Annotated in this window: 26 protein-coding genes, 1 tRNA gene and 1 pseudogene; 17 read left to right on the top strand and 11 right to left on the bottom strand. The window is 71.0% G+C overall.

Features of this window, described 5'->3' with window-relative positions:
- Window positions 1-89 precede the first annotated feature (89 nt).
- The 3 genes and pseudogenes from CPZ01_RS11560 (at window position 90) to CPZ01_RS11550 (ending at window position 3,673) form a co-directional block, all read left to right on the top strand.
- A complete protein-coding gene (locus CPZ01_RS11560; RefSeq protein ID WP_096395241.1) occupies window positions 90-1,199 on the top strand; it encodes a mandelate racemase/muconate lactonizing enzyme family protein in 1,110 nt (369 codons plus the stop codon).
- A pseudogene (locus CPZ01_RS11555) lies at window positions 1,196-2,415 on the top strand (mandelate racemase/muconate lactonizing enzyme family protein). The gene CPZ01_RS11560 and the pseudogene CPZ01_RS11555 overlap by 4 nt, the downstream one beginning before the upstream one ends.
- Before the next feature lie 97 nt (window positions 2,416-2,512).
- Complete coding sequence (locus CPZ01_RS11550; RefSeq protein ID WP_096395239.1) at window positions 2,513-3,673, top strand: acyl-CoA dehydrogenase family protein; 1,161 nt, start codon at window positions 2,513-2,515, stop codon at window positions 3,671-3,673.
- Window positions 3,674-3,713: 40 nt separating this feature from the next.
- Here the strand turns inward: CPZ01_RS11550 and CPZ01_RS11545 are convergent, their stop codons facing one another.
- Together CPZ01_RS11545 and CPZ01_RS11540 are read right to left on the bottom strand one after the other, a co-directional pair.
- The gene (locus tag CPZ01_RS11545) at window positions 3,714-4,673 is read right to left on the bottom strand and encodes a D-2-hydroxyacid dehydrogenase (protein WP_096395237.1); all 960 of its coding nucleotides are present in this window, start codon (window positions 4,671-4,673) and stop codon (window positions 3,714-3,716) included.
- Window positions 4,674-4,740: 67 nt separating this feature from the next.
- Window positions 4,741-6,054: an MFS transporter gene (locus CPZ01_RS11540; protein WP_096395235.1), complete on the bottom strand. Its 1,314-nt coding sequence runs from the start codon at window positions 6,052-6,054 to the stop codon at window positions 4,741-4,743.
- Between the two features lie 245 nt (window positions 6,055-6,299).
- Between CPZ01_RS11540 and CPZ01_RS11535 the strand changes: the two genes are divergently transcribed.
- From CPZ01_RS11535 to CPZ01_RS11520, 3 genes are all read left to right on the top strand, one after another.
- A complete protein-coding gene (locus CPZ01_RS11535; RefSeq protein ID WP_096395233.1) occupies window positions 6,300-6,692 on the top strand; it encodes a CopG family ribbon-helix-helix protein in 393 nt (130 codons plus the stop codon).
- An 85-nt stretch (window positions 6,693-6,777) separates the two neighbouring features.
- On the top strand, window positions 6,778-7,365 hold the full coding sequence (locus tag CPZ01_RS11530) for a methyltransferase family protein (RefSeq protein ID WP_096395231.1): 588 nt from the start codon (window positions 6,778-6,780) through the stop codon (window positions 7,363-7,365).
- 121 nt (window positions 7,366-7,486) lie between these two features.
- Complete coding sequence (locus CPZ01_RS11520) at window positions 7,487-7,840, top strand: type II toxin-antitoxin system PemK/MazF family toxin (RefSeq protein WP_096395229.1); 354 nt, start codon at window positions 7,487-7,489, stop codon at window positions 7,838-7,840.
- On the opposite strand, the gene CPZ01_RS11515 is transcribed toward CPZ01_RS11520, so the two are convergent.
- The 5 genes from CPZ01_RS11515 to CPZ01_RS11495 form a co-directional block, all read right to left on the bottom strand.
- Window positions 7,837-8,130 carry a chorismate mutase gene (locus CPZ01_RS11515; RefSeq protein WP_096395227.1) on the bottom strand — a complete coding sequence of 98 codons (294 nt, stop codon included), beginning with the start codon at window positions 8,128-8,130 and terminating at the stop codon, window positions 7,837-7,839. The genes CPZ01_RS11520 and CPZ01_RS11515 overlap by 4 nt on opposite strands.
- A gap of 41 nt (window positions 8,131-8,171) precedes the next feature.
- A complete protein-coding gene (locus CPZ01_RS11510) occupies window positions 8,172-9,131 on the bottom strand; it encodes a shikimate kinase (RefSeq protein ID WP_096395225.1) in 960 nt (319 codons plus the stop codon).
- Between the two features lie 92 nt (window positions 9,132-9,223).
- Window positions 9,224-9,877, bottom strand: a complete 654-nt coding sequence (locus tag CPZ01_RS11505) for a hypothetical protein (RefSeq protein WP_096395223.1) — start codon at window positions 9,875-9,877, stop codon at window positions 9,224-9,226.
- Window positions 9,874-10,335: a hypothetical protein gene (locus CPZ01_RS11500; protein WP_096395221.1), complete on the bottom strand. Its 462-nt coding sequence runs from the start codon at window positions 10,333-10,335 to the stop codon at window positions 9,874-9,876. The genes CPZ01_RS11505 and CPZ01_RS11500 overlap by 4 nt, the downstream gene beginning before the upstream one ends.
- Window positions 10,332-11,699 (bottom strand): hypothetical protein, encoded by a 1,368-nt coding sequence (locus tag CPZ01_RS11495; RefSeq protein WP_096395219.1) that lies wholly within the window; start codon window positions 11,697-11,699, stop codon window positions 10,332-10,334. The genes CPZ01_RS11500 and CPZ01_RS11495 overlap by 4 nt, the downstream gene beginning before the upstream one ends.
- 178 nt (window positions 11,700-11,877) lie before the next feature.
- On the opposite strand from CPZ01_RS11495, the gene CPZ01_RS11490 reads away from it, so the two are divergent.
- From CPZ01_RS11490 to CPZ01_RS11475, 4 genes are all read left to right on the top strand, one after another.
- Window positions 11,878-12,336, top strand: coding sequence for a DUF5796 family protein (locus CPZ01_RS11490; RefSeq protein ID WP_017344187.1), 459 nt, complete (start codon window positions 11,878-11,880; stop codon window positions 12,334-12,336).
- A gap of 19 nt (window positions 12,337-12,355) precedes the next feature.
- A complete protein-coding gene (locus tag CPZ01_RS11485; protein ID WP_096395217.1) occupies window positions 12,356-12,595 on the top strand; it encodes a DUF7508 domain-containing protein in 240 nt (79 codons plus the stop codon).
- A 79-nt stretch (window positions 12,596-12,674) separates the two neighbouring features.
- The gene (locus tag CPZ01_RS11480) at window positions 12,675-13,088 is read left to right on the top strand and encodes a ferredoxin (protein ID WP_096395215.1); all 414 of its coding nucleotides are present in this window, start codon (window positions 12,675-12,677) and stop codon (window positions 13,086-13,088) included.
- 46 nt (window positions 13,089-13,134) lie between these two features.
- Window positions 13,135-13,219: transfer RNA gene (locus tag CPZ01_RS11475), tRNA-Leu, on the top strand.
- Window positions 13,220-13,877: 658 nt separating this feature from the next.
- On the opposite strand, the gene CPZ01_RS11470 is transcribed toward CPZ01_RS11475, so the two are convergent.
- On the bottom strand, window positions 13,878-14,333 hold the full coding sequence (locus tag CPZ01_RS11470) for a ubiquitin family protein (RefSeq protein WP_096395213.1): 456 nt from the start codon (window positions 14,331-14,333) through the stop codon (window positions 13,878-13,880).
- A 146-nt stretch (window positions 14,334-14,479) separates the two neighbouring features.
- Here CPZ01_RS11470 and CPZ01_RS11465 point away from each other — a divergent pair, with 146 nt between their 5' ends.
- Window positions 14,480-16,771 carry a nitric-oxide reductase large subunit gene (locus CPZ01_RS11465; protein ID WP_096395211.1) on the top strand — a complete coding sequence of 764 codons (2,292 nt, stop codon included), beginning with the start codon at window positions 14,480-14,482 and terminating at the stop codon, window positions 16,769-16,771.
- Window positions 16,772-17,011: 240 nt separating this feature from the next.
- Entirely contained in the window at window positions 17,012-19,405 is a 2,394-nt protein-coding gene (locus CPZ01_RS11460; protein ID WP_096396263.1) for an amino acid permease, read from the top strand.
- A gap of 74 nt (window positions 19,406-19,479) precedes the next feature.
- On the opposite strand, the gene CPZ01_RS11455 is transcribed toward CPZ01_RS11460, so the two are convergent.
- From CPZ01_RS11455 to CPZ01_RS11445, 3 genes are all read right to left on the bottom strand, one after another.
- Window positions 19,480-20,391 carry a 1,4-dihydroxy-2-naphthoyl-CoA synthase gene (locus CPZ01_RS11455; protein ID WP_096395209.1) on the bottom strand — a complete coding sequence of 304 codons (912 nt, stop codon included), beginning with the start codon at window positions 20,389-20,391 and terminating at the stop codon, window positions 19,480-19,482.
- A 181-nt stretch (window positions 20,392-20,572) separates the two neighbouring features.
- A complete protein-coding gene (locus CPZ01_RS11450; RefSeq protein ID WP_004596760.1) occupies window positions 20,573-20,812 on the bottom strand; it encodes a hypothetical protein in 240 nt (79 codons plus the stop codon).
- Between the two features lie 107 nt (window positions 20,813-20,919).
- Window positions 20,920-21,693, bottom strand: a complete 774-nt coding sequence (locus CPZ01_RS11445; RefSeq protein ID WP_096396261.1) for a GTP cyclohydrolase III — start codon at window positions 21,691-21,693, stop codon at window positions 20,920-20,922.
- Window positions 21,694-21,853: 160 nt separating this feature from the next.
- Here CPZ01_RS11445 and CPZ01_RS11440 point away from each other — a divergent pair, with 160 nt between their 5' ends.
- From CPZ01_RS11440 to CPZ01_RS11420, 5 genes are all read left to right on the top strand, one after another.
- Window positions 21,854-22,633, top strand: a complete 780-nt coding sequence (locus CPZ01_RS11440) for an HAD-IIA family hydrolase (protein WP_096395207.1) — start codon at window positions 21,854-21,856, stop codon at window positions 22,631-22,633.
- A 275-nt stretch (window positions 22,634-22,908) separates the two neighbouring features.
- Window positions 22,909-24,243, top strand: a complete 1,335-nt coding sequence (locus tag CPZ01_RS11435) for a DUF92 domain-containing protein (RefSeq protein WP_096395205.1) — start codon at window positions 22,909-22,911, stop codon at window positions 24,241-24,243.
- On the top strand, window positions 24,244-24,666 hold the full coding sequence (locus CPZ01_RS11430; protein ID WP_096395203.1) for a GNAT family N-acetyltransferase: 423 nt from the start codon (window positions 24,244-24,246) through the stop codon (window positions 24,664-24,666).
- A gap of 112 nt (window positions 24,667-24,778) precedes the next feature.
- The gene (hisI, locus tag CPZ01_RS11425; protein WP_096395201.1) at window positions 24,779-25,162 is read left to right on the top strand and encodes a phosphoribosyl-AMP cyclohydrolase; all 384 of its coding nucleotides are present in this window, start codon (window positions 24,779-24,781) and stop codon (window positions 25,160-25,162) included.
- 3 nt (window positions 25,163-25,165) lie between these two features.
- Window positions 25,166-26,356 carry a DUF7118 family protein gene (locus CPZ01_RS11420; RefSeq protein WP_096395199.1) on the top strand — a complete coding sequence of 397 codons (1,191 nt, stop codon included), beginning with the start codon at window positions 25,166-25,168 and terminating at the stop codon, window positions 26,354-26,356.
- Window positions 26,357-26,367 lie beyond the last annotated feature (11 nt).

Here is a 26,367-nt window from a genome sequence, read left to right as displayed (position 1 = left end):
CGGTGCCGGCCGAGGCCCCCGCGTCCGCCGCGGCCGAGAGCATTGCCGATACAGCGGTCTACTTGTATCCGTGTGACGCCGCACCACCCATGGAGATAACCGAAGTCGAGTCGTTCCCGATCAAGCTGCCGCTGGAGTCTCCCGTCTCCTTCTCCAACCGGACGCTGACCTACCGGGACCACGCGATCACGTACGTGCGGACCGACACCGGCCACGAGGGAGTCGGCTACTCGCTGGGGTACGAGGGGGCCGGCCTCATCGCCGACGCGGTCGAGTCGCTGCTCGAACCGCTCCTCGTCGGCGAGGACCCCCGCGACACCGAGCGCCTGTGGCACGAGATGTACGAGGGGAACGTCCAGATCGGCCGGACCGGGCTCTTCTTACGCGCCATCTCCACCGTCGACATCGCGCTCTGGGACGTGAAGGCGAAGGCCGCGGGGATGCCGCTTCACAAGCTGCTCGGCGGCCACTCCGAGTCGGTGCCGTCGTACGCCAGCGGCGGCTACTACCGCGACGAGAAGGGCCACGAGGCGCTCCGCGGCGAGATGCGGCGCTACCTCGACGAGGGCCACGACGTCGTGAAGATGAAGGTCGGCCGCCTCTCGGCCGACGAGGAGGCCGAGCGCGTCGCCGCCGTGCGCGACGAGATCGGCGACGACCGCACGCTGCTGCTCGACGCCAACGGCGTCTGGGAGTCCAGCACCGAGGCGCTCCGCAACTGCCGGGCGTTCGCGCCGTACGACCCGTACTTCATCGAGGAGCCGGTGATGATCGACCGCGTCGACACGATGGCCGAGGTGAACGACGGGCTCGACTACCCGGTCGCCACCGGCGAACTGGAGGGGACGCGGCACAACTTCGCCCGGCTCGCCGACACGGGTGCGGCGACGATCCTCCAGCCCGACGTCACCGTCTGCGGCGGCGTCACGGAGTGGCTGAAGATCGCGAACCACGCCTCGGCGTACGACGTCCAGATCGCGCCCCACTACAACTGGAACATCCACGCCTCCCTGCTCGGGGCCATCGAGAACGGCCTCTGGGTGGAGTACTTCTACCGCGACATGGACGTGAAGGCGTTCGACGACGTGGTCGCCGACCCGGTCGAGCCCGGGGACGACGGGACCATCGACCTCCCCGACCGCCCCGGCCACGGCGTCCCGCTCGACAAAGACGCGCTCCAGCGGTTCAAAGACGAATGAGAGACTACTCAGACCAGATCGACACCCGCGACCCGGACCGAGACGTACAGATCACCGGCCTCGACGCCTGCGTCGTCGAGGGGAACTTCGAGTGGAACCTGATCAGAGTGGAGACCGACGCCGGCGTCACCGGGATCGGCGAGGCGTACCGCGGCGGCGGCGTCCCGGAGCTCGTCGAGTACACGAACCGGTTCCTCGTCGGCGAGAACCCGCTCGACGTCGAGCGGCTCGTGCGGTACATCTTCCAGGAGATGTCGGGCCACGGCGGCACGACCGGAAAGGTCGTCACCGCGGCCTCCGGCATCGAGATCGCGCTGCTGGACGCGGCCGGGAAGATCCTCGGGCTCCCCGTCTACCAGCTGCTCGGCTCGAAGTACCGCGACGAGGTGCGGCTCTACTGCGACTGCCACGCCGGCGAGGCGTACGCGGTCGAGGACGGCGCGACCGCCTACGCCGACGCCGAGGCGTACTCCCCGAGGCGTACGCCGCCGAGGCCGCCCGCGTCACCGACATGGGATTCGACGCGCTGAAGTTCGACCTCGACCTCCCGGCCGACAACGAGAACGACCCGTACAACGGGCGCCTGACGAACGCGGCGATCCGCGAGAAACGGGAGATCGTCGCGGCCGTGCGCGAGGAGATCGGGTACGACGTCGACCTCGCCTTCGACTGCCACTGGGACTACTCCGTCGAGAGCGCGAAGCGGCTCGCCGACGAGCTCGCGGAGTTCGACCTGATGTGGCTGGAGGACCTGATCCCGCCGGAGAACACCGACGCTCAGAAGGAGGTGACGCGGGCGACGCGGACCCCGGTCGCGACCGGCGAGAACCGCTTCCGCGTGTTCGAGCTGTCGGACCTGATCTACGACCACGGCGTCGACATCGTCACCCCGGACCCGACGACCGTCGGCGGCCTCACGGAGACGATGCGGATCGCCGACCGCGCCGAGGAGAACTACATGCCGATGTCGCCGCACAACGTCTGTAGCCCGGTGGGGACGATGGCCTGCGTCCACCTCGGCGCGGCGACGCCGAACTTCGACCTGCTGGAGTACCACGCGCTGGAGGTCGACTGGTGGGACGACCTGCTGGCGCGCGACGAGCCGCTGATCGAGGACGGCCGCATCGCGGTGCCGGAGGCGCCCGGGCTCGGGATCGAACTCGACGAGGCCGTCGTCGAGGAACACCTGCTCGACGGGACCGACGGCTGGGCCTGAGACGCGGGGGCCGTTCCCCTGGTCGGCGGAATCGGCGGTTTCGGTCGGAGAGCGGACACAACTATACTTATTTATCCTTGGGATCGCAAGCGATCCTATGCTGGATTACTTCGACATGGAGTCGACGCTGTCAGAGGAGGAGCGGCTGCTCGTCGACTCCGCCCGTTCGTTCGTCGACGGCGAGGTGCCGGACATGGGCGACCACTGGATCGAGGGCACGTTCCCCACGGAGCTCATCCCGAAGATGGGCGAGATGGGATTTTATGCGCCGAACCTCGACGGGTACGGCCTCCCGAACGTCAGCGAGACGGCCTACGGGCTCCTGATGCGCGAGCTGGAGGCGTGCGACTCCGGGCTCCGCTCGATGGCGAGCGTCCAGGGCGCGCTGGTGATGTACCCGATCCACGCGTTCGGCAGCGACGAGCAGAAAGAGGAGTGGCTCCCGAAGCTCGGCGCCGGCGAGGCCGTCGGCTGCTTCGGGCTCACGGAGCCGGAGCACGGGTCGAACCCGTCCGCGATGGAGACGATGGCCGAGCCGGACGGCGACGAGTACGTCCTGAACGGCTCGAAGACGTGGATCACGAACTCCCCGATCGCCGACGTCGCGGTCGTGTGGGCGAAGGACCACGGAGAGGAGGGGACGCCCGTCCGCGGGTTCCTCGTCGAGACCGACCGCGACGGCGTCACGACGAACAAGATCGACGAGAAGCTCAGCCTCCGGGCGTCGATCACCGGCGAGATCAGCCTCCAGAACGTCCGCGTCCCGGCCGAGAACCGCCTCCCCGACGTGGAGGGGATGAAGGGCCCGCTGTCGTGTCTGACGCAGGCCCGCTACGGCATCGCGTGGGGCGCGGTCGGCGCCGCGCGGGACTGCTTCGAGGTGGCCCGCGAGTACGCCACCGACCGCGAGCAGTTCGGCAAGCCGATCGGCGGCTTCCAGATGCAACAGGAGAAGCTCGCGGAGATGGCGACGCAGATCACGCTGGCCCAACTGCTCGCCCACCGGCTCGCCGACCTCAAGGAGGCGGGCGAGATGCGGCCGCAACACGTCTCGATGGCCAAGCGCAACAACGTCCGCACCGCCCGCGACCAGTCGCGGATCGCCCGCGAGATGCTCGGCGGCAACGGGATCACGGCCGACTACTCGCCGATGCGCCACATGACGAACATGGAGACGGTGTACACCTACGAGGGCACCCACGACATCCACACCCTGATCCTCGGCGAGGACCTCACCGGGATCCAGGCGTACCAGTAGCGCTCGCTCCGCGTTTTCGACGGGCCGTCCGAACCGCTTTTCACGCCACCCGATTCCGCAGCCCCTCGTACGCGCCGGTCTCGGCGATCCGTTCGAGGTTCTCGACGAGGACCTCCGCGCGCCGCTCCCAGTAGCGCGGCGTGTGGCCCGCGACGTGGGGAGTCAGGAAGACGTTCTCGAACCCCCACAGGTCGTGATCGCTCGGGAGCGGCTCCGGGTCGGTGACGTCTAAGGCGGCCCCGTGGAGGGCGTTCGACCGCAGCGAGGCCACGAGCGCCGGCGTGTCGATCACCGCACCGCGCGCCACGTTGACGACGACCGCGTCGGTCGGCAGCGCGTCGAGCTCCGCAGCACCCACCAGCCCCTCAGTCGTCTCCGTCAGGGGACAGGCGAGGACGAGCACGTCCGTCCCCGGCAGCACGTCCGGGAGGTCGTCGTAGCCGACCACCTCGTCGGTCGGGCCGCCCTTCTCCGGCGAGTAGCGGACGCCGATCGTCTCGACGTCGAACCCCTCCAAGCGGGCGACGATCGCCTCGCCGATGGCGCCGAGGCCGACGACCGTGACCGAGCTGCCGGCGAGCTCGATGGACGACTGGAAGCGGCGCCACTCCCGGCGTCGCTGGCGGCGGCGCCCCTCGTCGAGCCGGCGGGCGAACGTCAGCACCCAGCCGAGCACGTGTTCGGCGACGTTCGGGCCGTGGACGCCAGAGGCGTTCGTCACCGCGACGCCGCGCTCGGCGAGCGCGTCCAGCGGGAGGTGGTCGACGCCGGCGGAGTTACACGCGAACAGCCGGAGGTTCTCGGCGGCCGCGACCGCGGAGGCGTCGATGTATTTCCCCGCGACGACCGTCGCCGCGCGGAGGTAGCGCTCGTGTTCGTCCGGCGTCGCCGCGAGGCGCACCTCGCGGTCGGGGAGCCGCCGGGCGAGTAGATCCGCGTAGTCGGCCGCTGGGATGCCGTGCGCGTCGTGGTCGAGGACGGCGACGTCGATGGCGGACATGGTCGCCGCGTCGCGGCCGGCCGACAAAGCTCTCGGGGGTCGCGGCCATCGAAGCGGGCGGACCGCCCTACCCCTCGGTCCGGATCGGCGGCGACGCGCTCATCAGGAGCAGACAGCCGATCCCGACGCCGGCGCCGACGACGCCGGCGCCGACGCCGACCGCGCGGACGGCCGTCTCGAACCCGAGCGGACGGGTCGCCAGCGCGACGGCGACGCCCATCACCACCGGGGTCACCGTCGCGGCCGCGCGCCCGCTCCCCTCGCCGAGGCTCACGAGCCCGCCGCGCAGGTCTGGGGGCGGGAGGGCCGTGATGACGCTCCGGTAGATTGAGAGGACGAGCCCGAACCCGATCCCCATGAGCGCGACGCCGACGGCGGCGACCGAGAGCGACCGAGCGAGGAAGGCGAGCGCGAGTCCGGCGCCCATCGACAGGTTCGTCGCCACGAGCGGGTAGAGCCGATCGTCGAAGGCGTCGGCGATCCGGCCCGCCTGCGTCGCCGCGAGCGCGTACGTGAGGCTCGCGAGCGCCGCGAGCGCCCCCGCCTCCGCCGGGGTGTAACCGAGCACGTCGACGACGAGGATCGAGTTGTAGGTGAGGAAGCCGAACCACGCGACGTTCGCGCTCCCGCGGGCGACGACCATGGTCCACGCGCGGCGCTGCGCGACGAGCCTGCGCATGTCGGCGAGCTGCGTCCGGACTCCCGCCTCGCCGCCCTCCTCACCCGCCTCGTCCGCCTCCTCACCCGCCTCGCCGCCCTCCTCACCCGCGTCGCCTCCCATCCCGCCGGACTGGTCGAGCGGCTCCTCGAAGTGGACGTAGACGACGGCGGCGATCGGGAAGGCGACGGCGTACAGCAGGAACGGGTACTGCCACGCCATCCCGACGAGCACCCCCGCGGCGAGCGGGAACGCCGTCTGGGAGAGCCCCGAGCCCGTGAACCGGAGTCCCTGGGCGGTCGCCTCCTTCGTGCCCGCGTACAGGTCGCCGAGGCTGGTGATGATGATCGGCGTGAGCGCGGCGAAGCCGATCCCTTGGAGCGCGCGCAAGGCGAGCGCCGCGCCGAACGTCGAGACGAAGGCGATGGCGGTGCCGGTGAGCCCGAACCAGACCAGCCCGAACAGCAGGACGGGCCGCCGGCCGTACCGGTCGGAGACGACGCCGGCGATCGGGATCACGAATATCGACGGCGCGGTGAACGCCGACATCATGAGGCCGATGTTCGCCGTCGAGGCGCCGAGCGGCTCGACGAGGCTGCCGAGCACCGGCGAGAGGAGTGCGGTGCCGAGCGGCGGCAGGACGTTGATGAGCAACAGCAGCTGGAAGGGTCGCTCTCGGACGATCCCCGAGTCGGCACCCGCGAACGACGAGAGCGATGCCACGACCGGCCGCACGCCGTCGCCCGTGGTAAATCTACGTGTCGGCGAAGGGGGCAGCGCGCCGGCGACGGCCCGATCCGACGCCGTGGACCGCGCCGAGCGGGACGGCGCCGGCGAGCGGCCCGAACAGGTCGATTGAGAGCGTCGTCGCTCGACGGTCGGGACGGGACCGCTCAGTGGGCGGTAGTACCGAACCGGTGGAATCGTCACGACGACACTCTTGTGGCCGCGGGTTCGACGCCGAGGTGATGCGAACGAGTTTCAACGTCCCAGAAGGGCTGATCGAGGAGTTCGACCGAGCGTGGCGAGACGAGGGGATCGAGAACCGGTCGCGGGCGGTCCGGGAGGCGATGCAGGAGTTCGTCGAGTCGCACTCGCGGCTCGAGGACATCGACGGCGAGGTCGTCGCGCTCGTCGGCTTCGACTACCGCCACCACGAGGTGATCCGAGAGCTCCACGGCACCCAACACGAGTACCAGGACGTGATCCTCAACACGAGCCACACCCACCAGGGCGAGTGGTGTCTCGAATCGCTGTTCTGCCGCGGGGACGCCGAGCGCGTCCGCGAACTGACGTACCGACTCCGGGACTTCGACGCCGTTCGCAGAGTGAAGGTGATGCTGATCCGCGACGGCGACTGACTCCGGAGTTTCCGGACGAACGCGTCTCGACGCGGAACGGATCCGGCCGACAGATTGATGTCTGTCGTCTATCCAACTTGGTTCGGTGTTCGAAGTCGTCGCGTTCGCCGTCGCGGCGGGCTGCCTCTTCGGGCTCTCGACGCTGATGGTCGTCTCTCTGCTCGCGCCCGAGCGTCGGCCCTGGCCCGCCGGCGACGACGACCGGAAGCGCTGCGTCTACCTCGCGCTCAGCCGCCCGCTGCTGCCCACGGTGTTCGCGACCGGCGTCCTCGACTGGAACGCCGGCCCGCTCGCCGCCCCGTGGCGTCTCGCCGTCGGCGCCGTCGGGATTCTGATCGCGTTCGCCGTCCTCAGCAAGTCCGCCGTCGATCTCGGCGAGGACGCGACCGAGGGCCGCGAGGACGAACTCCGGACAGACGGCCTCTACCGGTACACCCGCAACCCCCAGAACGTCGGCTACGGCCTCCTGTTCGCGGCGTACGCCGTCCTCGCAAATTCCCCGCTCGTCGGGGCACTCGCCGTCGCGGTCGCCGTCTTCGGCGTCCTCCAAGTGCTCGCCGAAGAGGCCTGGCTCCGCGACACCTACGGCGACGCCTACGAGGCCTACTGCGAGCGCGTCCCCCGATTCGTCGGGGTCAGGACGTTCGCACGCGCGCTCAACGACGACGACTGACCTCGGACGCGATCCGACGCGCCGAGGCGCACCGATGAGTCGGAAGCGCTCGCCGAGGAGATGGCCGAGGCGTCTCGCGAGGCGAACGAGTACCTCGACGACGCTCCGGAGTGGTAATCCGATGGAGGTTCGCCGCGGCGACGTCGTCATCGTCGACCTCGACCCCACGGAGGTGTCCGAGCAGCGCGGGACGCGACCGTGTCTCGTCGTCCAGAACGACGTCGGGAACGAGAACGCACCGACGACCATCGCCGTACCCTTCACCGCCGCGCGAGGCGACGATCTGTATCCGTTCGAAGTGCTGGTCGAGGAGGCGGAGTCGCCGCTCCGGGAGGAGTCGGTCGCGCTCTGTAGTCAGGTTCGGACGGTGTCGATCCGACGCCGGATCAGGGACAACATCGGCTCCGTGCCGGCGTCCCGTATGGAGGAAGTCGACGAGGCGCTCAGATACAGCCTCGGGCTGCGAGAGCTTTAGCGGTTCTCCCGCTGTTCGACCTTGTTCAGTTCGATCAGCAGCCGGAAGATGGCCTTCACGAGGTTGGCGTCCACGTCGAAGCGCTCGGCGTTCTCGCCGGCGCGCTCCATCACGCGCTCCTCTTGGCCCTCGTCAGTCGTCGGGAGGTCGCGTTCGTCTTTCACGGCCGCGACCGTGTCTGCGACGTAGGTGCGGCGAGCGATCAGTTCGACGATCTCGCGGTCGATGTCCTCGATTTCGCGTCGCAGTTCGTCGAGGCTTCGGTCCTCGGTGTTGGGTGTGTCGCTCATTGGTAGGTGATGGGGTCGGTGGGTGGTGTGCCAGCGGGTGCTTACTCGACGGCCGCGCCGTCGTTCCTGGTCGTCGTTCGTCGCAGCGTTCCGGGGCGGTCGCCCCACGCGTCGGCGACCGCGTCGAGGTCGGCCTCGGGGTCGGCGGGGTCGGCGACGGCGACGACGCTCGGGCCGGTCCCTGACAGCGACACCGCGGTGGCGTGCGGCATCGCCTCGACGGCGGGGTCGGCGTCGAAGCCGAGCGCGGCCGAGAAGGCGAGCCCGTTCACGGTCATCGCCTCGCCGTACCGCCCGTCGAGCGCGAGGTCGGCGACGAGGTCGGCCATCGGCGCCACGGCCTCGCAGCGCGCCACGTCGGCGTCGGCCGAGTAGGCCCGTTCCGGTGGCGTCCAGACGAGGGCGTTCCAGTCGACGGGCTCGCGAACGCGCAGTTCGTCCGCGGCGTTGTCGGTGACGGTGACGCCGCCGAGCATCGACGCGGTCGCGTCGTCGAACGCGCCCGTGACCGTGACGCCGGTCTCGCGGGCCGCCCGCACGCCGAGCCGGCAGGCCGCCAAACGGGTGACGTCGACCGCGGGGTCGTCTGGGTCGTCGCCGACCGCGTCGTCAGTTGCGCGGCCGTCGTCGCCGACCGCGTCGTCAGTTGCGCGGCCGCCGTCGCCGACCGCGAGCCCGAGCGCGTCGCAGGTCGCGAGGACGGTCGCGTTGGCGGCCGCGCTGGAGCTCTTGAGGCCGGCCGCCAGCGGCACGTCGCTGTCGGTCCGGACGCGGCCCCCCTCGCCGTCGCCCCAGCGCTCCGTCGCGAGCGCGACGCAGCGCTCGATCAGGGCGGTGTCTGCGTCGGCGTCCTCGGCGATCTCCCCGTCGACGCCGTCGGCCGCGGGGTCGAGTTCGACCGTCGCGCGCGTCTCGACGTCGATGCCGAACGCCGCGCCCGTCCCGGTCGCGAGCGCGTTCAACACCGTCCCGGCGCCGAGCGCCGCCGCCCGTCCCTCCATGGGTTCACGGCTCGCGAGCGCGGACAAAGAGGTAGCGATCACGGCGAGTCTCTCTGCCGGGAACTCACACCGATCGCGGCCGCCGCACCGCCTCAGATCGGCTCGGCGCGCCTGACCGCCGCGTCGACTGCGTACCGGTCCGGTTCGGGCCGGACGCCGGTCCGTCGGCTCGGGAACGTGATCTCGACGGTGAACCGTCGGGGCCGCGAGCCGTCGAACCGGTCGTCGCCCGTGAACCGCCGCGTGACGTAGTCGAACCCGACCGCCCCGCGCTCGTCCGATCCCGCCGGGGTCGCGTACGCGTCGACGCGGAACTCGACGACACCGTACTCGAACCGTCCCGCGTTCTCGACGGTCAAGCGAGCCCGGACGGTCGTGCGTCCCCCGCCGTCGCTCACTCCCAGGACCGTCGCGTCGGTGACGACGAGCCCCGATCCGTCCGGCTCGACCTCGTCGGGGGTCGTTTCGCCGCCGCCCGCGTCGTCGTCGGACTCCCCACCGCCGTCGCCGTCTGCGTCGTCGCCGTCCGTGTCGTTACCGCTCGCGCCGTCGCCGTCCGTGTCGTTACCGCTCGCGCCGTCGCCCGCCTGTCGGGCGTCGGAGCCCTCCTCCTCCGAGGTGACGAGGCAGCCGGCCAGTAGCCCGGCGGCGCCGGCCGCGAGGACGCCTCGCCGCGACGCGCGTCGGATCCGCCCGTCGGGTCGCTCGCTGTCGGCGGGGTCCCGCCCGCCTCGGTCGGGGGTCATCGCATCACCGTCCCGAGGACACCGGTCGACGCGCCGACGGCGCCGGCGACGAACGCCGTCGCGAGCGTCGGCAGGGCCGCGTCCGCGAGCCCGTGCGCCTGCGCGGCGGCGTCGCCCTGCGAGACGACGATCACCGTGACCGCGATCAGCCCGTACGCCAGCGCGCCGAGGCCGGTCCCGAGCCCGCAAGTCGTCGCCGCGGCGACGACGCCGCGGGCCCGCGAGCCGACGAGGACGCCGAGGACGCCGGCCAGCGGGACGGCGGAGACGAGGACGGTCGCGGTCGCCGCGAGGTACGACTGCGCGACGAACACCGGCCCGAACCGCGCGGTCTCGCCGGTCGCGGCGGTCGCCAGCGCCGCCTCCGCCCAGCCCGTCGCGGCCGCGGCGACGATTCCGACGCCGACGCCGACCAGGGCGAACGCCGCGGCCACGAGGCCGATCGCGTTCGCGTTCACGCGCCGGTCACCCACCCGTGCCGTAGTCGGCCGTGCCAGCCGACCCGCTCCTCCCACGCGTCGCCGGAGAAGCCGGTCGCGAGCAGGAACTCGCCCGCCCGGACGACGTAGCCGTACTGGACGCCGGCGTGCTCGTCGAAGCCGTACCGCTCGCCCTCCGCCTCGCGGTGGTAGAACCGGTGCCAGGCGGTCGGGCCGGCGTCGGTTTCGGGCGTCGCTCCGCCGTCCGTCTCGGACCCGTTCCCGTCGTCGGACGAATTCCCGCCAAAGTCGGAGCCGGCGAGGGTCGCCTCGGGGTCGATCGGCGCGCGACCTTCCGTCGCGCCCTCGTCGAGGGCCGCGGACAGCCGCGCCTGTGCGGTCTCGGCGTCAGGGTACCGCTGGACGTGGACCGGGACGCCGTCGAGTTCGCGGGCCCAGCCCTCGAACGCTTCCCGGCGGCGGTTCCCCAGCGGCGGGCGGTCGGCGAACGCGACGAACAGCTCCTCGACGCGGTCTTCCGGCCGGGGGATCGGGCCGAGCCGGGCCCGTAGTTCCCGCTGACGCTCGGGGCCGAACGCGTCGCCGTAGATCCGCGGGATCCGGTCGCGGTCGACCCCGTCGCGGTCGTACGGCCGGTGCGCGAACGTCGAGAAGCCGCGGCTCGCGACCGCGAGCTCGACGAGCGTTCCGGTCGTGACGCGTCCGCGCTCGGGGTCGTCCGGCGGCAGCGGCGCCAACAGCCGGCGGAACAACCGGTTGTGAATCGGGTTCCGAGAGAACTCTTCCTCGACGTAGATGGAGGTGCCAATGCTGGCGAGGTCGGTCCGCATCCGGTCGAGTTCCTCCAGCGCGCGGTCGACGTCGCCGCGGGGCGCGAACTCCCGCAGGACCGCGACGTGTCGGTCGATCCGGGCGCGGATCCGGGGGCCGGGCGAGAAGTGCGGTTCGAGGGCCTCGGCCGCGCGGTCGGCCGCGGTCTCGCCGGCGGCCGCGACCGCGTCGACCTGTTCGGCCGTGATTTCCGCCTCCTCGTCGACGGTCCGGCGGACCGACCGGACCGTCGAGACCGCGTCGGCTATCGCGTCGCGGTAGGTCGCGACCGCGTCCGGGTACTCGGTCGCGAACCACACCGCGTCGTCGACGACCGCGCGAGTCGCGTCCGCGAGCGCGGCGTTCGTCGTCGGCGGGTCGCCGTCGGCCTGCTCGGGCGGGTCGTCGGGAGGGCCGTCCTCGGGCGGGTCGCCGCCGGGGTCGTCCCCGTCGCCCGGCGCGTCGGCCCCCTCCGGGGCGTCGGGGTACTCGACGCCCTCGACGCCGAGACACCCGGCGGTCCCGACGAGGGCGGCGCCGACGCCCAGAAGCGTCCGTCGCGTCCGTTGCATGACACGCACTCCCCGCGGCAGGAACTTAAATGTGGTACGCCGATTCTCGCGGCTGAGGCCGCCCCGTCACGCACTCCTTCGGTCGGGCCGTCTGCGGGCGCTGTCCGGCGCGTTCCGGCGCACTCCGGCGCGACGGCCGAGCGCGTCCCTTTTGAGGCCGGCACTCCGAGCGTCGCGTATGTCCGCGCCAACGCGCAGCGACGTGCCGCCGACGTCGATCGGCGTCGACCTCCGCGAGGAGGGCGTCGTCGTCGAGTACCTCGACGGCCGGACGACCCTCTACCGGGGCGTCCCCGAGTCGGCCGAGGGATCGGTGACCGCCGGCCCCGGCAAGGAGACCCACGTCCTCGTCACCGACCCCACGGAGACGGAGGGCGTGATGACGTACGTGAACGACTACAAGACCGACGACGAGATCCTCGAGGAGTCCGGCGTCGGCCGCGTCATCGTCGAGGACGGCGAGCGCGACGAGGTGTTCCCCGGCGTGATCGTCGGCCGGGACGGCCAGCGCAACGAGGTCGTCGCCGACCCGGAGGTCGCCGGCGGGCGCGTGTTCGTCTTCGTCGAGGACGGCTGGACCGAGGGGAGCTACGAGATCGTCGAGGGCCCCGAGGACGGGCTCGACGCGCACCGGTGACCGCGCCGCAGTCACGGAAATGAGCCTCGCGAAACCCTGGCGCGACCTCGACCGCTCGACGGTCGGGAGCGCCCCGGAGCGGTACGCGCTGTACGAGCTCGGCGACGCCGACGGCGAAACGGTGGGGTTCGGCGCGGGCGTCCTCCGCGACGAGCTGAAGGAGGCGCTCGCGTACGGCGACGCCGCGAAGGTGCGCTGGGAGCTGGCCGACTCGGTCGATCACGCCGAGCGACTGCTCGCGGACCACGTCGAGGAGTGACCGACTCGTCCGCCCCGGTCGTCCCGAGCGAGCGGGAACGACCGACAGACGAAAGTCCCGCGACCGCCGAGGAGGCGACATGAGCGACGAGGCCGACGGCGGCGAGGCCGCGACCGAGGACGACAGGGCCGCGACCGAGGACAACGGGGGCGTGACCGACGGCGGCGACGAGGTGCTCCGCGCCAGCGACATCGGCGGCGAGGGACCGCCGGTCGAGGAGAAGCCGTACAAGATCGTCTTCGAGGCGAACAAGTGCTTCGGGGCGGGGAAGTGCGCGGAGGTCGCGGACAACTGGGTGATGGACGTCGTGAGCGGCATGGCGAAGCCGGAGGCGTACTACATCGGCGAGGAGGACCTCGAGGAGAACGTCCGCGCGGCCGAGGCGTGCCCCGCCAAGAAGGACGCGGGCGTGATCCACGTCGTCGACCGCCGGACGGACGAGGAGATAGCGCCGGACCCGCACGGCGACGGGACGCTCTCGGTCGACTGGTAGGGATTTCCGAAAGGGGTTTCACCCCGCCGCCGGTAGCCGAATCCGCGCGGGGGTGGCTGAGCCTGGCCAAAAGCGGCGGACTTAAGATCCGCTCCTGTAGAGGTTCGAGGGTTCGAATCCCTTCCCCCGCATGTCGCGGCGCTCACACACCGTGAGCGCCGCGTCTCGGATTGGAAGGGATTCGAACCAGGGAACGGAGCGAGCGCAGCGAGCGGAGTGAGTGAGGTTCGAATCCCTTCCCCCGCATGCTGTCGCGAACACTTCGCGAGCGACAGTCGCGGCCATTTATAAATCCGATGCGGTGGCGCGTGCCTGCGAGCGGCCGCCCTCGGCGGCCGCGAGGAGCACGCGCGAGGTCGCCGGCGCTACGCGCCGGCTGTCACCGGGCGAAGCCCGGTTGCCCGATGGACTGTGTCCCTCGCTGCCAGAGAATCTCCGATTCTCGCTGGAGTCGCTGGCGGCTAGCGCCGCCAGCGACGAGGCTGGGGAGGTGAGGGGTGCGGTGTCGTGCGGGGCGCGACTGGGGCTTTGGAGGTGTTCGCGGTCGATTTTCGCTCGATCATTTATAAGCGAGCCGCTGAGTCCTCGGCGGTGTTCGCCGTCGATCTGTATCCCGTCGTTTATAAGCGAATCATCGGCACGATAGCGATGCCCGCTGTCGGGCTACGATAAGTTACTTATAAACAAATAGTAGAGGCGTCGGTGGCGTTTACCGTCGATCCGCGGTCCGTCGTTTATAAATAGGGAACCGAGTCGTCGACGGCGTTCGCCGCGGCCTCGATACCGCGATCAACAGCAGAACATGAACGGGTAGACCAGGGCGACGCGGTCGCCCGCCTCCAGCTTCGTGTCGAAGCCGTTCTCGTTCTCGTTGAAGTGGCCGTTGACGAGGATCCGGGCGTACGCGATGGTCTGCTCGCCGACCGGGTTCTTCGACCACGTGCCCGGCAGCTCCTCCGGCGTCGGCGCCCAGCCGCTGTGGGTCGCGTCGGACTCAGACTCGGCGATCAGCATGTCCTGAAGCTGCGGGTACTCCTCGAACAGGTCGTCGAGGAACGCGCGCAGCGTGTCGCCCTCGAAGGTGTACTCGAACTCGTACACGTCGAGTTCGGTGCGCACGTGACCGGTACACCGCACGGTGACGGTCGTCTCCGCCTCGGTCGCGGTCGCCTCCGAGTCGTCCGGGCTCGCCTCGGTCTCCGCTTCGGCCGGGGACGGCTCGGCCATCTCGCTGGATCGGGCCATGCGCGTACGTACGGCACCGTTCCGGGTAAGCCGGGGGACGAACATGTTCGCGAGAGCCCGCCCGACTGGAGCGCTTCCGAGCGGCGGGAATTCGACCGAACATGTTGCCGCTAAACGCATAGGACGTCTCGACGGGACGTTCGCACATGCGACTCACGAGAAAGACGATCGCGAAGGTGATCGTCGCGGCGTTCCTGCTCAACCTGGTCGTGATGGGCGCCGGGGCGTGGTTCGCGTATCAGGAGGCGCCGCCGATACCCGACGAGGTCGTCGGTCCCGACGGCGAGACGGTCGTCACGGGGGCCGAGGTCCAAGACGGGAAGGAGGCGTTCCAACAGTACGGGCTGATGAACCACGGGTCGATACTCGGTAACGGCGCGTACTACGGCGAGGACTACACCGCCGAGACGCTGGAGGTGAAGACCCGGCACATGCGCGAGTACTACGCCGACGCCGAGTACGGCGCGGCGTACGACGCCCTCGACTCGGGAGAGCAGTCGCGCGTCGACGCCTTGGTGCGCGACGAGCTCGACCAGTCGCACGACGGCGGCGACGTCGTGGAGTACTCCGCCGCGGAGCTGTACGCCCACGAGCGGGTGCGCGAGACGTACGTCGAGCGCTACCACGAGGGCGACCACGACCGGGGCGTCCCGGTCGGGATGATCGGCTCGGAGGAGGAGGCCGAGGACTTCGCCGACTTCGCGCTGTGGACCGCGTGGTTCTCGCACACCGACCGGCCGAACGCCGACCACTCGTACACCAACGAGTGGCCGTACGCGCCCGGCGCCGGCAACGACGCGACCGGCTCGGCGATGATCTGGAGCGTGATCGCCATGGTGCTGCTCGTCGGCGCCGCGGGCGCCGCGATCCTCCTTTATAAATCGGTGAAGCTCCCCGAGCCGTCCGCGGCGGGGATCTCGGTGCCCGAGCCGGGCGACGTGAGCGTCTTCCCGAGCCAGCGCGCCGCGCTCCGGTTCGTCCCCGTCGCCGCGGGGCTGTTCATGGCGCAGGTGTTGCTCGGCGGCCTGCTCGCGCACTTCTACATCGAGCGGGCCGGCTTCTTCGGGATCGAGCAGATCTTCGGGATACACATCCTCCAGATTCTCCCCTTCTCCATCGCGAAGACGTGGCACATCGACCTCGGCATCCTCTGGATCGCGTCGACGTGGCTCGGCGCCGGGCTGTTCCTCCCGCCGCTGCTCACCGGCCACGAGCCGAAGCGGCAGGGGACGTACGTGAGCGTCCTGCTGGGCGCGCTCGTCGTCGTCGTGGTCGGCGGGATGGGCGGCATCTGGCTCGGCGCGAACGGCTACCTCCCGGGCGAGCTCTGGTGGCTGCTCGGCAACGAGGGGTTAGAGTACCTCGAAGTCGGGAAGGTGTGGCAGGCCGGCCTGCTCGCCGGGTTCGTCCTCTGGGCGATTCTCGCGATCCGCGGGCTCAAGCCGCTGCTCGACCGCGAGCCGGCCTACGGGCTCGCGCACATGATCCTCTACGCCGGCGGCTCGATCACGCTGCTGTTCGTCGCCGGGTTCATGTTCACGCCCTCGACGAACATCGCCGTCACGGAGTTCTGGCGCTGGTGGGTCGTCCACATGTGGGTCGAGGGCGCCTTCGAGTTCTTCATCGTCGCCATCATCGGGCTGACGCTGGTGTCGATGAACCTCCTCACGCGACGCAGCGCGGAGAAGGCGGTGATGCTACAGGCCCTCCTCGTGATGGGCACCGGCGTCATCGGCGTCTCGCACCACTACTGGTGGATCGGGCTGCCCGACTACTGGGTGCCGATCGGCAGCGTCTTCTCGACGCTGGAGCTGCTGCCGCTGATCTTCATCCTCTACGAGGCGATCGGCCAGTACCGCGCGATGACGGAGAGCGGCGGGTTCCCGTACAAACTGCCGTTCATGTTCATCGTCGCCAGCGGGATCTGGAACTTCGTCGGCGCGGGGGTGCTCGGCTTCTTCATCAACCTCCCGCTTATCAACTACTACGAGCACGGGACGTACCTCACCGTCGGCCACGCGCACGCCGCGATGTTCGGCGCGTTCGGCTTCCTCGCGCTCGGGATGGTGACGTACATGCTCCAGCTGTCGATCGACCCCGAGCGCTGGGACGGCTCGTGGCTCCGGGCGTCGTTCTGGTGTTGGAACGTCGGGCTCGCGCTGATGGTGTTCGTCTCCGTCCTCCCGGTCGGCTTCCTCCAGCTCGACGTCGCGTTCACGGAGAGCTACGCCGCGGCCCGCAGCCTCGCGTTCTACGAGCGGGACATCGTCCAGACGCTGTTCTGGGCGCGGCTCCCCGGCGACACGCTGATCATCGCCGGGACCGCGATCTACGTCGCCGACCTGATCCGGAAGCGGTTCGTCCTGCGGGCGTCCGAGGACGACCCCACCGTCGACGACATGGCGGTCGCGGAGGGGATCGTCGGCGACGACGACTGATCCGTCGGCGTCGGTCCGAGCCGGCGGCCGGCGCGTCGGTCGGGTCCAGCGTCCGTCGACGCCGGTCGAGTCCGACGACCGTCGGCGCCCGTGGATCGGGTCTGCGCCGAGACCACTGGGGTTTAACAGAGACCGTAGTTTACGGGACGGCAGACTGAACGGCGTCGGGAGGGACCGCCGGGCGCTCCTCTCGCGGATCGGGATCATGAACAGCAACTCATCGTCACGGGAGTGGTCGTCGTGGTAGAGCACACTCGAACGCTCGATTTCAAGATCGCCTTCGCGATCGGGCTCGGAACGATGATCGCGGCGGGGATCTTCTCGCTTTCGGGCGCCGCCGTCGCCCGGATCGGGTCGAGCGCCGTGATCTCCTTCGTCATCGCCGCGGTGATCGCCGGGATCACGGCCGCCGCCTACTCGGAGTTCGCCTCGATCTACTCGGAGAACGGCGGCGGCTACCTGTTCGCCTCCCGGACGTTCGAGGGCCGGGACCTCCTCACGTACGGGATCGGGGCGTCGCTGTTCCTCGGCTACACCGGGACGACGGCCTTCTACCTCGCGACGATGGACGAGTGGTTCGTCCGGTTCATCATCCCCGAGTCGCTCGGTTGGCTGCCGCACGGGACCGCGGGCGTGGCCGCGGCGGTCCTCCTCGGCGTCCTGAACAGCCGGGGGACGGAGGAGTCCGGAACCTTCCAGCTCCTCGTCTCGGGCGCGAAGGTCGCCGTGCTCTTCGCGTTCATCGCCGGGGCGTTCGCGTTCCGCGGCCCCACGGCCGCCGTGGGCACCTTCGCGGCGCAGTTCTCGACGGACGTCGTCGGCATCCTCTCGGTCGCGGCGCTGGCGTTCATCACCTTCTTCGGGTTCTCGGCGATCGCGGCGAGCGCCGGGGAGATAATCGAACCCCGCAAGACCGTCCCGCGGGCCATCGCGGCGAGCATCGTCACGGTCACCGTCCTGTACGCGCTGGTGATCATCGCGATGACCAACTCGCCGGTGCCGCCGGAGGTGATCGCGCGGGAGGGCGAGACGGCCATGGGACGGGTCGCTGAGGGCTTCCTCGGCCCCGTCGGGCAGTCGCTGATCGTCGCGGGAGCGGTCTTCTCGATGGTGTCCGCGTCGAACGCGTCGATCCTCGCGGCGTCGTCGATCGGGTCGCTGATGGGCCGGCAGGGGCAGGCCCCGCGGCCGTTCGCCCGCATCCATCCGGAGTACAGCACGCCGTTCTGGAGCGTGGCCACCGCGACGGGGGTGATCGTCGCGCTGATCGTCGCGTTCATCGCGGTGTTCCCCGCCGAGGACGGGCTGGCGGGTATCGACCTCGGGCTCAACGCGCTCACCGGATTCGCGACGCTGAACCTGCTGCTCCCGCTCGCGGTCGTCAACGTCGCGCTCATCGTCCATCGGCGGCGGTTCGAGGACGTCGAACGCGGCTTCCGGGTTCCGGGCGTCCCCCTCGTGCCGCTGGTCGGGGTCGCCGCGAACCTCGGGCTGGTGTACAACCTCCCGAGGCGGGGCGTCGCGATCGGACTGCTGCTGTCGGGGCTGCTGGTCGTCGCCTACCTCGTCTGGGGCGGCGCCCCCGCGGTCGAAGACCTCATTCAGGAGGTTCCGGGGTCCGACACCGCGGCGGCGCCCGACGAGGCGGCATCCGACGAGCCGGCACCCGACGAGGCGACATCCGACGAGTTGGCGCCCGACGAGACCGTCGCCTCCGGCGGGACGGCGGCCGGCGAAGGTGAGTCGGGGCCGTTCCGGGTGTTGATCCCGGTCGCGCGGCCGGAGAACGCCGCGAAGTACCTCCAACTGGCGGACGTACTCGCGTCCGGCAGCGACCGGGACGTGGCGGTCACGGTCCTCACGGTGACGCAGATCCCGGAGCAGACGCCTCACGAGGTCGTCAGCGACATCGCCACCGACCGAGCGGACCGCATCACGGAGGAGCTGGCGGCCGACGACCACCCCGTGGAGTACACGGTGACCGCCCACACCTGCCGGAACATCGCGTTCGACATCAACAACACCGCCCGGAACCAGGGATCCGACCTGATCTTGATGGGGTACCCCGAGGAGAGCGAGGAGATCACCAGAGAGGTCGAGTACGGCGCGCCGTGCGACGTCGTCTTCACGAGCGGGTACGAGGGCGAGACGGTCGAGACGGTGAACGTGGGCGCCGGCGGCGGCCCGCACCACCGCGCCGCGCTGTCGGTCGTTCGAGTGCTGGGCCGACAGGGAACGAACGTGAACGTCATCACGGTCGACCCCGCGGGCGAGGAGCCGCCGGAGGACCCGGCGACGACCGTGTCCGAGCTGAACGGCGTCGAGGACCTCCGCGTCATGAGCGTCGAGGCCGGGACGATCGCCGACGGCCTCGTCGACACGGCCGCCGAGGCCGGCGGGCTCCTCGTGATCGGGGCGTCGCGCGACCGGCGGTTCCGCCAGTGGGTGTTCGGGAGCACGCCCGACGCGGTGATTCGGACCGCGCGGGCGGCGGACGTCCCGGTGATCGTCTACGCGAGCCGGAGCGGCGTCTACGAGCGGTTCGAGGACTACCTCTTCCCGGTCTATCGGTTCCTGCGACGGCTGGCTCGGCGTCGCGGGGCGACGCCCGACCGAAGCCCGCTCGAACAGTGACTCCTCCGCTCGGCCGTCAGTAACAGTGACTCCTCCGCTCTGCCGTCAGTAACAGTGACTCCTCCGCTCTGCCGTCAGTAGTGCCAAGGGTAGTCGCGGAACTCCGGTTCGCGGCCCTCTAAGAACGCGTCGCGGCCCTCCTGGGCCTCCTCGGTCATGTACGCGAGCCGGGTGGCCTCGCCGGCGAACACCTGCTGGCCGACCATCCCGTCGTCGGCCATGTTGAACGCGTACTTCAGCATCCGCATCGCGGTCGGCGACTTCCGGGTCATCTCGTCGGCCCACTCCAGCGCCACGTCCTCTAACTCCTCGTGCGGAATCACCTCGTTGACCATCCCCATGTCGGCGGCCTCCTCGGCGGAGTAGGTCTTCCCGCGGAAGAACACCTCGCGGGCCTTCTTCTGGCCGATCTGCTTCGCGAGATACGCGGAGCCGAACCCGCCGTCGAACGAGCCCACGTCGGGGTCGGTCTGGAGGAACTTCCCGTGCTCCTCGCTGGCGAGGGTCATGTCGCAGACGACGTGCAGCGAGTGGCCGCCGCCGACCGCCCAGCCGGGGACGACCGCGACGACGGGCTTGGGCATGAAGCGGATCAGCCGCTGCACTTCGAGGATGTGGAGCCGACCCGCGCGCGCCTCGCGGACGAGGTCGTCGTCGTCGTCGCCCGCCTCGTCGTCGTCGCGGTACTCGTAGCCGGAGCCGCCACGGACCGACTGGTCGCCGCCGGAGCAGAACGCCCAGCCGCCGTCCTTCTCGGAGGGGCCGTTGCCGGTGAGGAGGACGGTCCCCACGTCGGCCTGCTTGCGCGCGTGATCGAGCGCGGCGTACAGCTCGTCGACCGTGCCGGGCCGGAACGCGTTGCGGACCGCGGGCCGGTCGAAGGCGATCCGGACCGCGGGGACGTCGACGGCGCGGTGGTAGGTGATGTCGTCGAACTCGTCGGTGACGGGTTCCCACGCGTCGGGATCGAAGATCTCCGAGACCATGCCGGCTCCTACGTCCGGCCCGCTCATAAACGGCGTCGGATCGGTGCCGGATCGGCACTCGGAGCGGGAGGAGAACGCGGCTCAGCGGGGCGACTCCTCGTGGCGCCCCGCAGAGAGGACGGGAAGCCGCTCCCAGCGTCTGGGACGGACGCCGGAGTCGCGGCCCGCCCGTCGGGACTCGTCAGTCGTTCTGCGCGTACGCACCCTTCGGGTGCCCCTTGTGCTGGAGATTGCGGTTGTCGCGCTTCCGCGTCGCGGTCGCGGGGATGACCTCGCGGGTCGGGTCGATCTCCGACCGCGGCATCCCGGTGTAGCCGTGGTCCGGATGCTCGGAGCAGTGTGCCATCGCGTCGTGCGAGCCCTCCCACGGGCCCTCGTCACAGCCGTCCGCCGTACAGACGAACACTATCTCCTCTGACATGCTAACCGGGGGTTCCCGGCGGGTGTATAAAAACCCCGCACCGAAATTATCGGATTTGATTCTGCCGTTCGGCACCGCGAAACCGACCGACTCCGCGGCCGGTCCGGCTAATCGCTGACCGCGGGCGCGCCGAACAGCTCGACGCTCGTCCCGTCGTGTCGACAGTCTTCGAGCGCGTGTTTGGCCGCGAAGCCGGCCTCGTGGGCGGAGGCACCGCGGCCGACGCCGACCTGAAGCTCGATGTCGACGTCGTCCGCGACGTGGGCGACCGCCGACGAGAACGCCGACTCGGGGAGGTCGGGGCAGACGGCCACGACGTTGTCGCCGCCGACGAAGAAGGAGAGGGCGCCGTGCGCCTCGCGGAGGTGGCGCATCAGCGAGCCGTACGCCCGTTCGATGTTGATGAACGTATCGAACTCGTTGAGGCGGTCGGTGTACTTGCCGGTCGCGTTGACCACGTCGAAGTGCGCGACCTGGAGGTCCGACCGGTCCGTCTCCGAGAGGTACTCCCCGGCGAGCACCTCGGTCCGACTCTCGTCTTGGGCGCTCCCCTCCGTCTGAAGCCGCCGGTTCGCCGCTTCGAGCGCGTCCACGGGGCGCTCGGCGACGGCGGTCCCGAGGCTCACGCTGACCGGGTAGCGGTTGCCGATCGACTCCTGAAGGGTCGCGTGGGCCGCGCCGTCGACGCCGTTCGTCACCGCGATCATGTTGTCGAAGCGGGTGAAGAAGACGTAGGCGTCGCGGTGGCCGAGGAACTGGGCGACGTCGGCGAACAGCCGCGACTGGAGCGTCTGGAGGTCCATCTCTCGGCGCGGCTCCGGCGTCGTCGTCCACGGCCCGTAGTTGTCGATCTGGACGAGGGTCACCTGAGTCGTCGTCACAGTGAACATCGATACGGAACGCTGCCGCTTTACCCTTCCGTTATACCGAAGGTGGAACCGGTACCGGGTTCGTGATCCTTGACCCGCCCGGCCATCCCGTCCTCGCTCCGTCCCCGAGCCCGGGCGCAACCCCTACGGCCGTGGCGCCCGCACTCGAGGTATGACATACAGCGGCGCCGTCATCGACGTCGACGGCACGGTCGTGCGCGGCGACGATCCGATCCCGGGCGCCCCGGCGGGGTACCGGCGGCTCCGCGAGGCCGGAATCGAGCCCCTGTTCGTCTCGAACAACCCGACGAAGGCGCCGCCGGCGTACGTCGACCGCCTCGGCGCGGCGGGGTACGACGTCGACGCCGACCGCGTCTTCACCGCGGGCAGCGTGACGACGCGGTACCTCCGAGCGCGCCACGCTGACGACGACCTGCTCTGTATCGCCGCCCCGGGACTGCTCGACCAGTTCGCAGAGGCCGGGCTCTCGACGACCGACGACGTCGACGCCGCCGACGCCCTGGTCGCCTCCATCGACCACGAGTTCGACTACGACGACCTCTGTACCGCGCTGTGGGCCTTAGAGCGCGACATCCCGTTCATCGGCACCGATCCGGACGTAGTGATCCCGGCGCCCGAGCGCGACGTACCCGGGTCCGGCGCCGTGATCAACGCGATCGCGGGCGTCGCCGAGCGCGAGCCCGACGCCGTCCTCGGCAAGCCCTCGGACACCGCGATCGAGATGGTGCGCGAGCGGCTCCCCTACCCCGCCGAGGAGTGTCTCGTCGTCGGCGATCGGCTCGACACGGACGTCGCGCTCGGCGAGCGCGCCGGGATGACGACCGTCCTCGTCCGCTCGGGCGTCACCGACGACGACGACCTCGCGGCCTCGGAGATCGAACCGGATCACGTGATCGACCATCTCGGCGAGATCGACCGCGTCATCGGCTGAGCCGCGCCGCGACCGCCGCCGACAACCTCCGCCGCGTGGGTAACAGTTATGTGGGAGCGACCGCTCGGCTCGCGTATGGGAGTGCTTGACTCACACGAGGACCGGACCGGCGACGACGAGGAGGACCCGGAGGAGTCCGTCCGCGTGCTGGAGGGACACGCGGTCCGGTTCAACGAGTACCGGTACTGAGAGCGGCGTCGCGGCCGCTTCGGTCCGCGAGCGACCGCCCGACGGCTGTCGGGACCGTTAAGTGGTCGTCGGGGGTAGCCGAGGGTGTGATACGGAGGCTCCGACGCGCGAGCGTCTTCGCCGCGGTGGCCGCGCTCGCGGTCCTCGCGCCGTCGCTCGAGACCGCCGCCGCCGTCCCCTTCTTCGCCGTCGCCGGCGCGGCCTTCTTCGGCGTCCGCGACGGGGAGTGGTTCGAGACGCTCGCGCTGCCCGGCGACCGCGAGGAAGAGCGCCTCTACGGGTTCGTCTCCTTCGCGCTCGCCGGCGCGGGCCTCGCGCTGTTCGCCTCGCTGCCGCGCGCGCCGCTGCCGTACGAGGCGTTCGCGGCCGCGGCGCTCGCCGTCGGCGTCGGTCGCCTCGGTCGGTCGCTCGTCTCCCGCCGAACGACCGACGAGTTCCCGCTCGTCGCCGGCTACGTCGCCGCCGGGACGGCCGCCGCCCTCGCCGGACAGGTCGGGGTGCGGCTCCAGACCGGCGCCCCCGTCGACGCGGAGACGGTTCCCCTCCTCGTCTTCCTCGCCGCGGCGGCCGCGCTGACGGCGGCGTTGGTCCGCTCGCTCGTGTTCTCCCGGGACGCGCACATCACGACGATCCTCGTCGCGTTCGCGACGTGGGGGTTCCTCGCTTTAGAGCCGACCGTCGACGCCCCGCTCATCGTCGCCGGCCTCGCGGTGACCGGCGCGCTCGGCTACGTCTCCTTCGCCATCGGCACCGCCTCGGTGGCGGGGATGCTCACCGGCGTCGTCTCGGCGCTGCTCGCCGTCGTCCTCGGCGGCGTCGGCTGGTTCCTCACCCTCATGTCCTTCTACGCGGTCGGCGGCCTCGCCTCGAAGTACCGGTTCGACGAGAAGGCGGCCCGGGGGGTCGCCCAGGAGAACGAGGGGGCCCGCGGCACCGGCAACGTGCTGGCGAACTCCGCGGTCGCGCTCGCGGCCGTGGTCGGCTACGCGGCCGCGCCGCACCTCGCCGTCCCGGCCGCCCCCTTCGGGTTCGCGTTCGCGGGCGCGACGGCGACCGCGATGGCCGACACGCTCTCCTCGGAGATCGGCGGCCTCTACGACGGGCCGCGGCTGGTGACGACGCTCCGCCGCGTCGAGCCCGGCACCGACGGCGCGATCACCTGGCAGGGCGAGCTGGCGGGCCTCTCCGGCGCCCTCCTCGTCGGCGCCCTCGCCGCCGGCGGGGCGCCGGTGCTCGACCCGGTCGCCGCGGGCGGCGTCGCCGCGGGCGGGGCCGTCGTCGCCGCGGGCGTCGCCGGGATGACCGTCGACAGCCTCCTCGGCGCTCTGATCGAGGGCGACCGGGTCGGCAATCAGGCCGTGAACTTCCTCGCGACGCTCGGCGGCGCGGTCGTCGCCGTCGCGTGCTGGGCGGTGGTGTGAATGGCGGGCGGAGACCCCCGAGTCCGCCAGGGACGGACCGCCGACGCCGACCGGATCCGCGAGCTCCAGTCGCACCTCCGGCAGCCGAGCCCTGACCTGTTGGAGTACGGGCTCGCGGTGGGCGCCGCCCGCGTGAGCGTCGCCGACGGCCGCGTCGTCGGCTACCTGCTCCCGGTGGACGCGCCGAACCGACCGGGCGTTCACCTCGCCGAACTCGTCGTCGCGCCCCCCTTCCGCCGGGAGGGGCGCGCTCGCGGGCTCCTCCGCGCGGCCATCGCCGACGCCGACGGCCCGGTAACGCTCCAGGCGCACCCGGACAACGACGCGGCGCTCTCCCTCTACGAATCGCTCGGCTTCGAGGTCGTCGAGCGGCGGCCGGACGCGTACGCCGACGGCGACGCGCTCGTCCTGCGGCTGGGATAGCGCACCCGAGGCGCCCGCGACGGGTAGCGCGCCCGAGGCGGCTCGCGGCAGGCGCTCCCGCGCGGTGACCGCAGACACAAGGACTATTCGAGCGCCACGCCTCCGGACAGGCATGAGTGACGCCGACGCGGAGGCCGAGCCGATCGACGTCGACTTCGGCGAGGACGGGCTGGTCCCGGCGGTCGCCCAGGACGCCGACTCCGGCGAGGTGCTGATGCTCGCGTACGTCTCGCCCGAGGCGCTCTCGCGGACCCGCGAGACCGGCGAGGCCCACTACTACTCCCGGTCCCGCGAGGAGCTATGGCACAAGGGAGGCACCTCCGGCCACACCCAGTCGGTCCGTGAGGTCCGGGTCGACTGCGACGCCGACACCCTCCTGTACCTCGTCGACCAGGCGGGCGGCGCCTGTCACACCGGCCACCGGTCGTGTTTCCACCGGACGATAGACGGCGAACACGTCGGTGAGCGCGTCTTCGACCCGGACGAGGTGTACTGACCGATGGCCGAGGGTGCCGGCGGGACGGCGCGGCGAGGCGACGAGGGGCGCGGAGCGGACGCCGCGGACGACCCCGTCGCCGAGGCGGGCGAGGCGGCCGCGCGGCTCCGCGAGCGCTACGACGAGCTCCGGCGTATCGAGGAGCGGATCGACGGCTACGGGCGCGACCGCGTCGAGGCGACGGCCGACGCCTACCGCCGCGCCCACCGGATCCTCGATCGGTACGAGGAGGACGCGGTCGGCTCCGGCGACTTCGAGTCGTACGTCCGGTTCCGGGGCGAGTTCGACGACGCGGCCGACGTCGACGACGACCTCCCGGCCGCCGACGCCTTCGAGGCGGCCGACGAGGCGGTCGACAAGCGCCGGCTCTCGGAGTCGGACTTCGCGGCCGCCCGCGAGGCGCTGGAGCCGGCCGGGGAGTTCGTCGACCTGCTTGAGGCGCACGACGACGCGGTCGACGACTACCGGGCGGCCCGGAAGGACGCCCGCGAGGCCCGCAAACGCCTCGACTCGCGGCTCGACGAGCTCCGCGAGGTCGCGGAGATGGCCGACGCCGACCTCGACGCCGACCTCGACCGCCTCCGCGACCCGATCGAGGCGTACGACGAGTCGGTCCGGGAGGCGTTCCGCGAGTTCTTCAAGTCGGCGTCCGCCCGCGAGGTGTTCGACTTCCTCGACCGCGCGGACTCGACCCCGTTCGTCGACGTCGACGTGCCGCCGACCGACCTCGCGGAGTACGTCGAGACGCACGCGGCCGGCGAGGAGCCGCCCGCGACGCTGCTGGAGTACGCCGACTACACGAACTCCAAGCTGGAGCACTACGTCGACGACCCGGGGGCGCTCCGCACCGCGGTCGCGGTCCACCGGACGTACCTCGAACGGCTCGACGGCGAGCCGCTGACGCTCGACTGGCCGCCGAAGCCGGGCGACGAGCTCGCCTACGAGATCGACGAGCTGGTTCCCCTAGTCGGTCGGATCGCGGACGACGAGGTCGTCGCGACCCTGCGCTCCGTCCGGGAGCTCGCGCGGAGCGACGAGTACGAGCGGCTCCGCCGGGCCGCGGAGGTCCGCCACGAGCTCGACGGCGACGACCTCGCCCTGATCGAGCGCGGCGAGGCCGACGGGCGCCTCGCCGAGGCCGAGCGGACGCGCTCGCTCGTCGACGACGTGCTGGCGGAAACGGAGCGAGAGTAGGTTCCACTCGA

The sequence above is a fragment of the Halorubrum trapanicum genome (assembly GCF_002355655.1).
In the GTDB taxonomy this organism is placed as follows: domain Archaea; phylum Halobacteriota; class Halobacteria; order Halobacteriales; family Haloferacaceae; genus Halorubrum; species Halorubrum trapanicum_A.
This window is presented reverse-complemented; position numbering and strand designations above follow the sequence as displayed.

Coding starts and splice junctions, on each gene's coding strand:
- CPZ01_RS11545 (WP_096395237.1), bottom strand. CDS start 4,673: ATGTCCGCCATCGACGTCGCCGTCCTCGACCACGACGCGCACGGCATC.
- CPZ01_RS11535 (WP_096395233.1), top strand. CDS start 6,300: ATGCGAACGAGTTTCAACGTCCCAGAAGGGCTGATCGAGGAGTTCGAC.
- CPZ01_RS11490 (WP_017344187.1), top strand. CDS start 11,878: ATGTCCGCGCCAACGCGCAGCGACGTGCCGCCGACGTCGATCGGCGTC.
- CPZ01_RS11465 (WP_096395211.1), top strand. CDS start 14,480: ATGCGACTCACGAGAAAGACGATCGCGAAGGTGATCGTCGCGGCGTTC.
- CPZ01_RS11455 (WP_096395209.1), bottom strand. CDS start 20,391: ATGGTCTCGGAGATCTTCGATCCCGACGCGTGGGAACCCGTCACCGAC.
- CPZ01_RS11510 (WP_096395225.1), bottom strand. CDS start 9,131: ATGGAGGGACGGGCGGCGGCGCTCGGCGCCGGGACGGTGTTGAACGCG.
- CPZ01_RS11420 (WP_096395199.1), top strand. CDS start 25,166: ATGGCCGAGGGTGCCGGCGGGACGGCGCGGCGAGGCGACGAGGGGCGC.
- CPZ01_RS11520 (WP_096395229.1), top strand. CDS start 7,487: ATGGAGGTTCGCCGCGGCGACGTCGTCATCGTCGACCTCGACCCCACG.
- CPZ01_RS11515 (WP_096395227.1), bottom strand. CDS start 8,130: ATGAGCGACACACCCAACACCGAGGACCGAAGCCTCGACGAACTGCGA.
- CPZ01_RS11550 (WP_096395239.1), top strand. CDS start 2,513: ATGCTGGATTACTTCGACATGGAGTCGACGCTGTCAGAGGAGGAGCGG.
- CPZ01_RS11470 (WP_096395213.1), bottom strand. CDS start 14,333: ATGGCCCGATCCAGCGAGATGGCCGAGCCGTCCCCGGCCGAAGCGGAG.
- hisI (WP_096395201.1), top strand. CDS start 24,779: ATGAGTGACGCCGACGCGGAGGCCGAGCCGATCGACGTCGACTTCGGC.
- CPZ01_RS11440 (WP_096395207.1), top strand. CDS start 21,854: ATGACATACAGCGGCGCCGTCATCGACGTCGACGGCACGGTCGTGCGC.
- CPZ01_RS11450 (WP_004596760.1), bottom strand. CDS start 20,812: ATGTCAGAGGAGATAGTGTTCGTCTGTACGGCGGACGGCTGTGACGAG.
- CPZ01_RS11485 (WP_096395217.1), top strand. CDS start 12,356: ATGAGCCTCGCGAAACCCTGGCGCGACCTCGACCGCTCGACGGTCGGG.
- CPZ01_RS11430 (WP_096395203.1), top strand. CDS start 24,244: ATGGCGGGCGGAGACCCCCGAGTCCGCCAGGGACGGACCGCCGACGCC.
- CPZ01_RS11480 (WP_096395215.1), top strand. CDS start 12,675: ATGAGCGACGAGGCCGACGGCGGCGAGGCCGCGACCGAGGACGACAGG.
- CPZ01_RS11505 (WP_096395223.1), bottom strand. CDS start 9,877: ATGACCCCCGACCGAGGCGGGCGGGACCCCGCCGACAGCGAGCGACCC.
- CPZ01_RS11495 (WP_096395219.1), bottom strand. CDS start 11,699: ATGCAACGGACGCGACGGACGCTTCTGGGCGTCGGCGCCGCCCTCGTC.
- CPZ01_RS11560 (WP_096395241.1), top strand. CDS start 90: ATGGAGATAACCGAAGTCGAGTCGTTCCCGATCAAGCTGCCGCTGGAG.